This is a genomic window from Nonlabens sp. Asnod2-A12, assembly GCF_045063745.1.
Classification (GTDB): domain Bacteria; phylum Bacteroidota; class Bacteroidia; order Flavobacteriales; family Flavobacteriaceae; genus Nonlabens; species Nonlabens xylanidelens.
On record NZ_JBEFOB010000003.1, the window covers coordinates 1,168,970 to 1,182,575 of the forward strand.

Here is a 13,606-nt window from a genome sequence, read left to right on the forward strand (position 1 = left end):
TCGTATAAGAAACGTAGGGCAGGTGATAAGCACTTTCGTTTCGGTTTATTACTTAGCTAAATATAAATATTTTGCTTTTATCTTTTTTACTATAAACGCCAAATTTTATATTTAGAGGACTTTGTAAATAGTCACAGACCTTTGGGTTATGTACAAATGCCCTATGTTTTTTATACATTGTTCTAAGCTGGCTTTTCTATCAGCTTGATTATATTCTCAGTTCTTGTTAATTGATAAAACCCACCGTCTAATTTTTCAATCAGCATTTTCTCCTTCGTTCTAATTAAATAAGGTTTTTCCTGTTCGTCCAATTCATATTTAACACCAGAATAGTAAAACTTATCATTCAAATCTGTACATAAATAATCAAGAAGTTTTTGCTGACTTTTAAATTCCCAGTTCGACTCTATTTCTTTAGGTTTTACATTTATAATTTTGTCGTTAACTCTGTCAATTTCAAAATCTCGTCCATTAAAGAAGTTCATTCCTAAAGTAATTTCCTTTACAATAGATTTATCATAATATGTATATCGGTTTTCTTTTTTTACCAAGTAATCTTCTCTCGGGCTGAATCCGGATTTACTATATGGAACTCCCATTTGCTGTTTGCCAATCAAAAACCTCCATTCGTCTTCATATTCCCACGTGTCAATTTTAACAGTCGCACCATAATAAAATGGAATAAACATTGCTCCAAATTGATTTATGTCTATTGGATGTAATGTAGAAGTATAATTTACAGGATATAATCCTAAAAATTCTTCATCCGCAGTTAGTTTTTCTGGAATTGACTTTTCAAGTTCATCTGTCTTAAATTTAATTTGAAAGCCTTTTTCTTGCGTATAGTGAGGCCACATTAAAGGATTGTTTTCTTTTCCAGTAGTGGAAATTATTCCAAAAATATTGGTCATTGTTTCCCATAATTGGAATATATAACCTTTACAAAGATTAGGTTCTCTCGAATCCTCTTCATAGTACTTAATTAGTTCTTCCTCTTTGCCTTCGTAAAGAAATCCTAAGAACTTATTATAGTATTCAAAATCCAAAGGTTTAGAAGTGTAAAATAAGAATGGACTGCTATCAAGAATATCATTCAATTCTATTGGATGAGAAGTATAAAAGTATCCTTTTGTTAAAGCATCTACACTAAATCTTGATAAACCATAAAATTTAAAAATATTTTCTGGTTTCTTTTTTCCGTGTTCGATAATTATAGGAACTTCGGTATTTTGATAGTCCTTTATGTATTTAAATCCGTTGTATTTATATTCTTCCAATCGTGGTTTTTTTAGCTTGCTTAGAACTAGTATATATGAGAACTATCTCTCAATCCATAAATTTAAATATAAATCAACCCCATCTCTAACATAATTTTTAAAACTTATTCTTTTTAAGAATAACCGTCGGTTAATAAGATATAACCACTTACAAACGTAAATAAACGTAAACAAACGTTTAAAATACAATTGAAACTTTGATACCGTCACATCTTTGCACCGTCATCAATTACAAACGATGGCGTTAACTAATATATAATCCATACAAACAAATTTATTATGAGTAATCTAAGCAACAAAGTACAATTGATCGGTAACCTAGGACAAGACCCAGAAACAGTAAATCTTAATGACGGCAAAACGCTAGTTAAGTTTTCTCTTGCTACTACAGACCGTTATACTAACAAATTAGGTGAGCAGGTAACTGACACACAATGGCACCGTATTGTAGCCTTTAATGGTACGGCAAACATTATATCTCAATACGTAAAAAAAGGAAATAAAATAGGTGTAGAAGGAAAACTAGTCACTAGACAGTGGGAAGATAAATCTGGAGAAAAACGCTATACTACAGAGGTAGTTTGCGACCAGGTATTAATGCTAGGTGGTAAAGCATAATCTTACTTATTCCATTTAAAAAAGAACAAATTAATTCTTAAGCAAAGAGTCCATTATCTCGCGATAATGGACTCTTTTCTATTTTAAAATAAAACTCGTTAAAAGCTTTTTTACTTCTCTTCTATGGCATTAAGAAATGGCTCTAGTTCTAATAAATGAATGTCATCTCTTTTACGTAATTCTCTTAAGAACCATCCTTTATGACCAGCTCCATAAGTAATTAAAATTCGCTTACCTTCATAACGGTGTTTTTCTAGAGCCTTTTCAATATTCCAATAATGGGCAATATTTATATTTTCCCAACCACCTAGGCCTAGCTCTTCATTAAATAGTTTGTTATACGTCTGTAATCCTATATCTTGTATGCTATCATATGCATTGGTATGAATAAAATAGGGATCATTTACCTTTCCTGTAGCTTTATAAATAGAATCTGATAATCTATTTGCATTGCGATAGGCAGCCCAGTCTTCTGTTCTAGAAGTATCCTGACTTATAGCTCTTAGCTTTTTACTACGTTCTCTCGCCATGGATAAAGACCATCCTGCTGTTGGTATTATTTCAAAATTCATTTCTTTAGACAAAGGAAAAACAACGTCTGTATATTCTGGAAAACGCGAGACCCTAGATTCAGATATGGAATCGTTTTTCTTAAATCCATCCATCGCTTCTTTAAAACTACTAGGTGGTATTTCAGTTAAGATATAATCAGGTTGAATCTCTTTAATTAACCTCTCCAGATAGTCTGTATTATAAACACTATCTGTTAAGTGGCCACCATGAATAGTTCCCAAAACTAGAACTTCATTTTTAGGCTTTTCTATCGTCTCTTTACGGTCGGTAGAAGTATGATCATTACAACTACTAATGAATAGTATTAAAAGTAATAATGGCAGGAATTTAAAGCTCTTTTGCATGTTTTTATAGGGGTTTATTATTATGTAATTCTTTTAAACTTTTTAAAATGCAAATAGTAGGTCGTTTAAGAAAACAACCTACTATTTATAAATTCTAATATCTTTTATTATCTAGATTCCTCTTACAAAGTCACTATATAAATCATTAAATTGATACCCTTCTGTAAATCTCTTTTTACTCAGTTTATCAAATTCCACTAGTGACCAAAGAATAAACTCCTTCATGAAATTACGGTCTTCCTTAGTTGTCTGTGGCTGGTATTTTTGCACAAGATCTTCTAGCGGTGTCACCTGATCGATCAATACTTGATAATCACTATCATTTAATTCGTCCAGTAATTCTAGCCCTTCATTATTAAAGAACCACTCCACTAATTTGTCATAAGGCGTTACCTCATCACTTTTAACTAATTTCTTGATTTCTGGAAAATATTGAGGGAACAACGTCTTAGTCGCCGCACCTATCAATTCATTTGCAACAAAGGCTGCACCTTCTTGTTCTCCTTCATAAACCAGTTCTACCTTACCTGTGATTGCAGGTATAATACCGGTAAAGTCAGAAAAACGAATAGTAGTCTTATCGTCACCATTCATTAAAGAACGACGCTCAGCAGTACTCAGTAGATTTTCAAAAGCAGTAATACTCATACGAGCACTTACCCCACTTTTTTCATCTACATACTCACTATCTCTAGCGCTGAAGCTTATTTGCTCCAATAAATCCTTAGCCAATTCAGGCACATAAACAGTCTCCGTAGTTCGTGAATCGTTCTTTGCCTCTTGTTGAGTAATTGTTTTCGCAATAGCGATACTCTCAGGATAATGAGTCAGAATTTGAGATCCTATTCTATCTTTAAGAGGTGTAACGATGCTACCACGGTTGGTATAATCTTCAGGGTTTGCCGTAAATACAAACTGCATGTCTAGTGCCAGTCTCAATTTAAAACCACGTATTTGTATATCACCTTCTTGCAAAATATTAAAAAGAGCTACCTGTATACGCGCCTGTAAATCTGGAAGTTCATTTATTACAAAAATACATCGGTTTGCACGAGGTATCATACCATAATGTATCACGCGATCATCTGCATAGCTTAGTTTTAAGTTGGCCGCTTTTATAGGATCTATGTCACCTATTAAATCGGCAACAGTAACATCTGGAGTCGCTAGTTTTTCATAAAAACGATCGTCTCTATGCAACCAGGATATAGGTGTTTTATCACCATGCTTTTCAATCAATTCTTTGGCCGTTCTAGAGAGCGGCTGTAATGGATCGTCATGAATCTCACTATCGGTCACATAAGGTATGTATTCATCTAGCAAGCCAGTCATGAGTCTCGCAAGTCTGGTTTTTGCCTGACCTCTTAAACCTAATAAATTGATATTGTGACGTGATAAAATAGCACGTTCTAGTTCTGGAATTACAGTGTTTTCATAACCATGTATTCCTGTAAAAGAATTCACATCATTTTTAATGTTTTCAATAAGGTTATCCCTTAATTCTTCCTTAATTGACTTTGATTTCCAGCCGGCTTCCTTCAGCTGTCCTAACGTACTTATTTTATTGTAATCCATAATTTTTCCTTCGTAATCGTGTACAAATTACAACCCAAGCCCTACTCTAGCAATCATTAAAGAGATATTTAACGTTCCTGTTTAAGAACCGTAACATTCTAGTCGTTTAAATTCCACATAAAATGGTTGTAGATCTCGCTTTCGCGAAAGCGGAATAAAAAAAAGAATATTAAATATCGATCAAGGATTAAGGTAGTTTGAAGCTGATTAAATACAACCTCATCGATTAGATCGAGCACCTTTCAACCACTCCGAGGTTTTTGCAAAACCCCACCTCTCCTAGTCTTAGGCGAGGAGCTTTTAAAAAGTCTCTTTTAAATTAAAATAACTTTATTACACAAAAAATTCCTTTCCTTAATTAAGGAAAGGTGGGCATAAAAAGCGGTAGCGGTTTATGGTCGGAAAGGTTTTTCTATGTTGGTTTGGAGAATAAATTATAACCTCATTGACCAGGTCAAACATCTTTCAACCACTCCGAGGTTTTTGCAAAACCACACCTCGCCTATTCTTAGGCGAGGTGCTTTTAAAAACTCTCATCTCAAAATTAAAATAACTTTATTACACAAAAAGTTCCTTTCCTTAATTAAGGAAAGGTGGGCATAAAAAGCGGTAGCTGTTTATGGTCGGAAAGGTTTTTCTATGTTGGTTTGGAGAATAAATTACAACCTTATCGATTAGATCGAGCACCTTTCAACCACTCCGAGATTTCTAGCGAAATCACACCTCGCCTATTCTTAGGCGAGGTGTTTTTAAAAACTCTCATCTCAAAATTAAAATAACTTTATTACACAAAAAGTTCCTTTCCTTAATTAAGGAAAGGTGGGCATAAAAAGCGGTAGCGGTTTATGGTCGGAAAGGTTTTATTGTGTTGGTATGGAGATTAAATTATAACCTCATTGACCAGATCAAACATCTTTCAACCACTCCGAGGTTTTTGCAAAACCCCACCTCGCCTAGTCTTAGGCGAGGTGCTTTTAAAAACTCTCATCTCAAAATTAAAATAACTTTATTACATAAAAAGCTCCTTACCTTAATTAAGGAAAGGTGGCATAAAAAGCGGTAGCGGTTTATGGTCGGAAAGGTTTTGCAGTACTAGTCTAGAGAATAAATTATAACCTCATCAATTTGATCAAGCTTCTTTCAACCACTCCGAGGTTTTTGCAAAACCACACCTCGCCTAGTCTTAGGTGAGGAGCTTTTAAAAACTCTCTTTTAAATTAAAATAACTTTATTACACAAAAAGCTCCTTTCCTTAATTAAGGAAACGTGGGCATAAAAAGCGGTAGCGGTTTATGGTCGGAAAGGTTTTGCAGTGCTGGAATGGAGAATAAATTATAAGCTCATCGACTTGATCAAGCATCTTTTAAAGACTTAACTTATATACTTCCAAAGTCCTTTTTTGTTTTGTAAAAAAGACATGACGCGTTTTACACCAGCATGTTCAGGTTTTTCTATTTTCACATCTTTGGCGAGTAATTTTTGCGCTGCTTCTCTTGCAATAGCAAGTATATGATTGTCCTTTACAATATCTGCAAGTCTTAAATCCATAACACCACTTTGCTGCGTTCCCATAAGATCTCCTGGGCCGCGTAATTTAAGATCTACCTCAGCGATTTTAAAACCATCGGTAGTAGCAACCATGGTGTCTAATCTTGTTTTTGAATTGGCACTTAATTTATGACCTGTCATTAAAATACAGTAGCTCTGGTCTCCACCACGACCTACTCTACCGCGCAATTGGTGCAATTGAGATAGTCCAAAACGCTCGGCACTTTCTATAATCATGACGCTGGCATTAGGCACATTTACACCTACTTCTATCACTGTGGTTGCGACCATGATCTGAGTCTCGCCGTTTACAAAGCGATTCATTTCATAATCTTTGTCCTCTGGCTTCATACGGCCATGGACTATACTTACATTGTATTTAGGTAAAGGGAATTCTCTAACGATACTTTCATATCCATCTTGCAGGTCTTTATAATCTAGCTTTTCTGACTCTTCTATTAATGGATATACCATATAAATTTGTCGTCCTAGCGCTATCTCGTCACGTATAAATCCAAAAACAGCCAATCTATTTTTATCATAGCGATGTACGGTTTTAATCTCTTTACGACCTGGCGGCAACTCATCTATTACAGAGATGTCTAGATCTCCATATAGACTCATGGCAAGTGTTCTAGGTATAGGTGTTGCGGTCATCACGAGCACGTGCGGTGGCAATTCATTTTTCTTCCAGAGTTTTGCTCTTTGTGCAACGCCAAAACGGTGCTGCTCATCTACTATAGCAACGCCCAAGTTTTTAAACTTTACTTTATCCTCAATAAGTGCATGTGTACCTATTAAAATATCTAAAGTTCCATCTTCTAACTCTTCATGAATGGTGCGACGTGCTTTAGTCTTTACAGATCCTGTAAGTAAGGAAACCGTAATTCCTGTACCTTCTAGCAATTCTGAAACGCCACTGTAATGCTGTTGTGCAAGAATCTCTGTAGGTGCCATAATACAAGCCTGGAAACCGTTATCTAATGCAAGTAAGGCTGTGAGAACGGCAACTATCGTTTTTCCAGAACCTACATCACCTTGAAGCAAACGATTCATGTGTGCGCCAGTACCCATGTCTGCACGTATTTCTTTTACCACACGTTTTTGAGCGCCAGTAAGTTCAAAGGGTAAATGATTTTTATAGAAGTCGGTAAACTTATCTCCTACATTATCAAAAACATAACCTCTTATCTTCGTTTTTCTAATTCTATTTTGCAGCAATAATTCCATTTGAATAAAGAAAAGCTCTTCAAACTTTAATCTATAAATAGAATGCTTTAACATCTCTGGTGTGGTAGGAAAATGAACATTAAGCATGGCTTCATTTTTACCTATCAACTTATAATGCTCGCGCATATCGTCTGGCAATGTTTCTACAAAGGCGCCATTGATCTCGCTAAATAACTTGCGCATACATTTAACAATGTAGGTGTTGGTTATCTTACGTTTGGCCAGCATTTCTGTACTGGGATAGACTGGTGTCATCGCACTTTGTTTGCGTGACTTGTGATCTACTAATAATTCTAGATCTGGATGTGCAATATTATATTGAGATCCATAACGAGCCACTTTACCAAAGGCTACATAGGGCTCATTTACTTTAAGACTATCTCTAAAATGTTTCTGACTGCGGAACCATACCAACTCCATGCGTCCCGTCTCGTCTGCAAACGTGGCAACTAGCCGCTCTGACTTACCAGATCCTGCCGTTTTTATATTTATTATTTTTCCTAGAATCTGCACTTGCGCACTGTCTGGCACAAGCTGATTGATCTTATAATATTTAGTTTTATCTATATATCGATTAGGAAAAAGGTTTGCCAGATCTCCATAAGTATGGATATGCAATTCACTACGCAACAGTTTTGCTCTTTCTGGGCCTATGCCAGTAAGGTAATCTATAGGTGTAGAAAGAAAGTTAAGTGGCAATGGAAAGTTGTTTCTAGTGTGTATTCAAAGATAAATGGACTTGATGAAATTGTCAAATTAATAATCATGTGAATATATGATATACCAAAATTTAAACTTTTAAAATAATGCTAGTCTGAGCGATAGTCGAAGACGCTTACTTATGGAAAGAGTTTTATCTTTCTCTTTTAGGTACATCATCTGAAGATGCAAATGCGCTTGATGAATCATTCGGACAATTAGATAATATTTTCAATCTATCAAAATCACCAGATGCTAATGCTCGTTTCTTTTTAACTTACCATTTCTTAATTCTTGCTTCAAAATGATAAGCTTGAAATACATCGTTAAATTGTTCATGAAATAACAACTCTACTGGTCGTCTTTTGAAAGTAAATGATCGCGGATTCAATCCTTTTTGATGTTCGTTAAATCTTCTTTGGATATTGTTCGTCATTCCTGTGTAGAGCAATCTGTCATTAGATTCTAATAGGTATATATAAAACTGATAATTCATACCAAATAATATTAATAAAGATCGTGCGAGAGAAAAAGGTTTCGACTATCGCTCAACCAAGCATTTAAAATGAATTTATTATTTCCTGACACATTCAGACTGCTTTCTTGAAGGTTTAATGCTTCTTGTATTTTATACCTTAAAGCTGCATCATAGACATTTAACAAGTTTTCAGTAATCTGATATTCTATTTTTTTGAAGGCGCATTAAAAAAACCTTAAATGAAGTTAATTCATTTTAGTTTTCGAATCAAAAAAAACCGAAACTCAACATTGTTAAGTTTCGGTTTTCAAGTATTTATTTAATAGTCTGTATTATCCACGACGTCTTTCTAGAAGAATCATCATCATAAGACCTAACATTACTCTTTCTTTATCATCTTCGTCTATATCTGCCACTTTTTCAAGTTCAAATTCTTTACCGAAGAAAGAAGGCATTTTCTTTAATTTAACTACTATCTGACCTGCTTTGTTAGTCACATTATAAGTAGGGTTAAATAAATAACCTGTAAAAGCACCTAGTACAGGTATCTCTCCTATCATGGAGTCTGCAACACGTACCCATGCGTTTGCTTCTTGCACTTTATACTGCGGCTGGTTATTTTGATCTACGATATCATACTCTGCCTTCCACATAGAGCGCCATCCTTTACGAGCAATTTTACCTATTTCATTACCGTTAGCGTCTGTCATAGAATATGCGGCACTAAAGTCTAGCCATTTATTTGCCGCGATGGTAAATAAAACTTGCGATTTACTCTCGTCACTGTAAACTGAAATGGCTTCTTTGAGCTTAAACATTTTTTGCTTTACGTAAGCAATAGTTTGTCCTGACGCATTTTTTGCTGTAAAATCATTACTTAGCGTAGTGATCTTAAATGAGAATTTAATAGGGTATTGTAAGTTGTTCATTCTGGTTTAATTAGTGGTTAAATGTAATGTTATAATTCCGCTTTCGCGAAAGCGGAGCCAAAGATTAACATCTATAGATTTATTTCTATCCTACCACATCTAATTTAGCAAATCTTAATAATAATTTCTTAAGACCACCGACATTAAAGTTGATTTCGGCTTTTTTCTCACCACCAGCGCCTTCTAGATTAACTACTGTACCACGACCAAAGCGCGCATGTTCTACTATCATACCTGGTTGTAAATCGCCTTCAAAACCAGAAGGAGCACTAGAATTACTAGTTGTACGACTTACCGGTCGCATTTTTCTTAGTTTTCTAATTTGCTCTTCATTAGGCTGGTTTACACTGGGTGGTGTTCCATTCTTAGGTTTAGACTGTCGCAGTTTTGACTTATCTGGCTCATCCCACAGGTCATTATTCATCAGTGGTTTATATCGATAATTATCTATAGGAGTCGTGTATTCTATATAATCTTGATTAATTTCTGTAATAAAACGACTAGGCTCTGCATCTACTAGTTTACCCCAGCGATAGCGGCTCAAAGTGTAGGTTAAATAAGCTTGATGCTCTGCTCTGGTTAATGCCACGTAAAATAATCTTCTCTCTTCTTCTAGGTCCTCGCGAGTATTCATACTCATACCACTAGGGAAAAGATCTTCTTCCATACCTACTATATATAAGTAAGGAAACTCCAGCCCTTTGGACAGGTGGATGGTCATTAAAGAAACGCGGTCATCGTCTCCTGTATCTTTATCGAGATCTGTTGCTAATGCAACATCTTCTAGAAATTCTGACAGGGCACCTCTCGCGTCTGCTACTTCTTTTTGTCCTTCTACAAAGTCTCGCATACCGTTAAGAAGCTCTTCCATGTTTTCTATACGAGAGATTCCTTCTTGTGTGCCGTCTTTCTTGAGCTCAGTTAACAAAGCGGTTTTCTTTAAGACATATTCTGTCAGTTCAAAAACGTTTTGAGTTAGATCTAGCGCTTGAAAACTCTTAATCATGGTAACAAAATTCTTCAACTTTGTTTTTGTAGAACTGTTTATTCCAGCATCTACTCGATCTATATTTTCCATGACCTCAAAAATGGTACGGTCATAATGTTTTGTAGCAGCTATTAAACGGTCCATGGTCGTAGCACCTATACCTCGAGCAGGGTAATTGATAACTCGTTTTATAGCCTCTTCGTCTTTTGGGTTTACCACCAGACGTAGATATGCAAGTACATCTTTCACCTCTTTGCGCTGGTAAAAGCTAAGACCTCCATAAATACGATATGGAATATCACGTTTACGCAACGCGTCTTCCATCGCACGAGACTGTGCGTTTGTTCTATAGAGAATGGCAAATTTTCCATTATCTAACTGGTGTTGCATTTTGTTTTCAAAAATAGAACCGGCTACATAACGACCTTCTTCGGCATCGCTCATGAGTCGGTGGACTATAATTTTAGGCCCATCATTATTTGCTGTCCATACTACTTTATCAAGTTTAGTCTTATTGTGCTCGATGATTGAGTTTGCCGCTTCTACAATATTTTTTGTAGAACGGTAATTTTGTTCTAGACGGTATGCTTTTACATTATCATAATCCTTCTGAAAGTTCAAGATGTTATTAATATTTGCACCACGGAAAGCATAAATGGATTGCGCATCGTCACCTACCACGCATATATTTTGGAATTTATCTGACAGTGCTTTTACTATCAAATACTGTGAGTGGTTCGTATCCTGGTACTCATCTACCAGTATGTATTGGAAACGATTTTGATATTTTGCTAGAACTTCTGGAAAGCGGTTGATCAACTCGTTAGTCTTTAATAATAAATCATCAAAGTCCATCGCGCCTGCTTTAAAACAGCGCTCTACATATTCTTTATAAATCTCACCAAAACGTGGACGTCGTGCCATCGCGTCTGCCTCTTGTAAATCGGCATCATTGTAATAGGCACGTACGGTAATAAGACCGTTTTTAAGAGAAGAGATGCGAGATTGTATTTGCTTGTATTTATAGACATCTTTATCCAGTCCCATTTCTTTTATAATGGCACTCGTAAGACGTTGTGAATCTTGAGAATCGTAAATAGTAAAGTTAGATGGATAGCCTAGTTTATCTGCCTCCATACGCAATAGCTTTGCAAAGACAGAGTGAAAAGTCCCCATCCACAAATTTTTAGCCTGTCCGGCACCCACGATATCACCGATACGTTTTTTCATCTCTTTAGCCGCCTTATTAGTAAACGTAAGAGATAAAATATTAAATGGATCTACACCTTGTTGCATCAAATAAGCAATACGTATGGTAAGCACACGAGTCTTCCCAGAACCTGCACCAGCAATGATGATCATAGGACCTTCCTTTTGTAAAACTGGTTCTCTTTGGGCGTCGTTAAGCTGGGAAATATAATCTTGCACAGGTCTTCATTTTATAGAGTATAAAGATAAGGCTTGTGCTGTTCTCGCTTCTGCGAAAGCGGAATAAAAATCCAGCGTTTTTTCAACATTAAGAGATGGAATAGTATAATTTCATTGCAGTTATCACAGATCTTATATAACAACTATTGTATTTTTAGCTCTTAATTATTTTTCATGGAACAAATTTGGGATTTTATTGCAAACATAGCTTGGTACTGGTACCTCATCGCTTTTATAATTATCGTTGCACTTTATGATATTTTCAATAAGAAACATATCATTCTCAGGAATTTTCCTGTAGTCGGACATATTAGATACTGGCTAGAAAGTATAGGTCCAGAATTGCGTCAATACATTGTGGCAAATAATCGTGAAGAACTTCCTTTCAATAGAATTGAGCGTGGCTGGATATATGCCAGTGCAAAGAATGAAAATAACTATGAAGGTTTTGGTACCGATCGCGATATCTATGCGCATCAATATATATTTATTAATAATTCAATGATGCCTTTTAAACTTGATGAAAATCATGTTACTGCTAAAGACCCTGGATTCTTGCCTTGTGCAAAGGTTATGGGAGCTGCAAAAAATAGAAAAAGACCTTTTAGACCTAGAAGTGTAATTAATGTGAGCGCGATGAGTTATGGTAGTTTAAGTGCCAAGGCTATTGAGGCTTTAAACACAGGCTGTAAGGAAGTACATGCTTACCACAATACTGGTGAAGGTGGACTATCTCCTTATCATAAAACTGGTGCTGATGTAGTTTTTCATTTCGGTACTGGATACTTTGGTGTACGTGATGACGAGGGTAATTTTTCTATGGAAAAATTAAAACAACTGGTTAAAGATCATCCACAAGTAAGAGCTATAGAGGTGAAACTATCTCAAGGTGCAAAACCTGGAAAAGGTGGTGTACTACCAGGTTCTAAAATTACTAAAGAGATAAGTGAAATACGTAATGTCCCTATGGGGAAAGACGTTCTCTCTCCTCCTACTCACAGTGCTTTTGAAGGAATACAAGGCCTTGTAGATTTTGTTGAAAAAATAGCTCAGGAAACTGGATTACCTACTGGTATAAAAGCTGCGATAGGTAAACTAGAACAATGGGAAGAACTGGCAGATATTATGAAAGCTACAGGAAAAGGTCCAGACTTTATCACTGTAGATGGTGGTGAAGGTGGTACTGGTGCTGCACCACCTAGTTTTGCAGATCATGTTTCTCTTCCATGGGTATATGGTTTTAAAGATCTTTATCAGGTTTTCCAGAATAGACAAATGACTGAAGATTTAGTCTTTATCGCATCTGGTAAACTAGGTTTTCCTGCTAAGGCTGCGATGGCATTTTCTATGGGAGCAGATGTTATTAATGTAGCTCGTGAAGCTATGATATCTATAGGTTGCATACAGGCGCAAGCATGCCACAACAACACCTGTCCTACTGGTATTGCTACTCAAAATAAATGGTTGCAACGTGGTATCGTTGTTCCAGAAAAAGCTGGTAGACTGGCTAGCTATTTTAAAAAATTCAATAAAGAAGTGCTAGAGATTACTCACGCAGCTGGTTATGAGCACCCATGTCAGTTTGATATGAGAGATGTAGATGTGAATATAGGAGATAGTAACATGACACAAACTCTAGAACATACTTATAAATATCAAAAAACGGTCGTCCCATTTAATGGCATGCAAGAATTAAAAGACTGCATTCACCTAGGTGGTAAATAAAATAAGCTGCTCAATCAAAAGAGCAGCTTACTGTAAAAACTAACCAAATAACCTTATAATCTCGACACTTAAAAAACTCTGTACTGCAATTTGCTAACTCGATGTCTTTTTAAGGAAGTATTATTCTATAAACATAAAGTATATAAATATGTCGATAAAGAGGTAACAGATAAAACCACGGCTTCATACTATAA

9 protein-coding genes are annotated in these 13,606 nt (G+C 35.7%); 2 read left to right on the forward strand and 7 right to left on the reverse strand.

Annotated elements, in window-relative coordinates; translation table 11 throughout:
• Window positions 1-182: 182 nt before the first annotated feature.
• The gene (locus ACJJVJ_RS05410; protein WP_405369443.1) at window positions 183-1,277 is read right to left on the reverse strand and encodes a DUF2971 domain-containing protein; all 1,095 of its coding nucleotides are present in this window, start codon (window positions 1,275-1,277) and stop codon (window positions 183-185) included.
• Between the two features lie 279 nt (window positions 1,278-1,556).
• On the opposite strand from ACJJVJ_RS05410, the gene ACJJVJ_RS05415 reads away from it, so the two are divergent.
• Entirely contained in the window at window positions 1,557-1,895 is a 339-nt protein-coding gene (locus ACJJVJ_RS05415) for a single-stranded DNA-binding protein (protein ID WP_104515378.1), read from the forward strand.
• 110 nt (window positions 1,896-2,005) lie between these two features.
• Here the strand turns inward: ACJJVJ_RS05415 and ACJJVJ_RS05420 are convergent, their stop codons facing one another.
• From ACJJVJ_RS05420 to ACJJVJ_RS05445, 6 genes are all read right to left on the reverse strand, one after another.
• Window positions 2,006-2,812: a hypothetical protein gene (locus ACJJVJ_RS05420; RefSeq protein WP_405369444.1), complete on the reverse strand. Its 807-nt coding sequence runs from the start codon at window positions 2,810-2,812 to the stop codon at window positions 2,006-2,008.
• Between the two features lie 111 nt (window positions 2,813-2,923).
• On the reverse strand, window positions 2,924-4,387 hold the full coding sequence (locus ACJJVJ_RS05425; RefSeq protein WP_405369445.1) for a magnesium chelatase: 1,464 nt from the start codon (window positions 4,385-4,387) through the stop codon (window positions 2,924-2,926).
• 1,371 nt (window positions 4,388-5,758) lie between these two features.
• Window positions 5,759-7,864, reverse strand: coding sequence for an ATP-dependent DNA helicase RecG (gene recG, locus ACJJVJ_RS05430; RefSeq protein ID WP_405369446.1), 2,106 nt, complete (start codon window positions 7,862-7,864; stop codon window positions 5,759-5,761).
• Window positions 7,865-8,141: 277 nt separating this feature from the next.
• Window positions 8,142-8,360: a GIY-YIG nuclease family protein gene (locus ACJJVJ_RS05435; RefSeq protein ID WP_405369447.1), complete on the reverse strand. Its 219-nt coding sequence runs from the start codon at window positions 8,358-8,360 to the stop codon at window positions 8,142-8,144.
• 314 nt (window positions 8,361-8,674) lie between these two features.
• On the reverse strand, window positions 8,675-9,271 hold the full coding sequence (locus ACJJVJ_RS05440) for a hypothetical protein (protein ID WP_405369448.1): 597 nt from the start codon (window positions 9,269-9,271) through the stop codon (window positions 8,675-8,677).
• Between the two features lie 85 nt (window positions 9,272-9,356).
• The gene (locus tag ACJJVJ_RS05445) at window positions 9,357-11,687 is read right to left on the reverse strand and encodes an ATP-dependent helicase (RefSeq protein WP_104515384.1); all 2,331 of its coding nucleotides are present in this window, start codon (window positions 11,685-11,687) and stop codon (window positions 9,357-9,359) included.
• A gap of 174 nt (window positions 11,688-11,861) precedes the next feature.
• Between ACJJVJ_RS05445 and ACJJVJ_RS05450 the strand changes: the two genes are divergently transcribed.
• Complete coding sequence (locus ACJJVJ_RS05450) at window positions 11,862-13,412, forward strand: FMN-binding glutamate synthase family protein (protein WP_405369449.1); 1,551 nt, start codon at window positions 11,862-11,864, stop codon at window positions 13,410-13,412.
• Window positions 13,413-13,606: the final 194 nt, after the last annotated feature.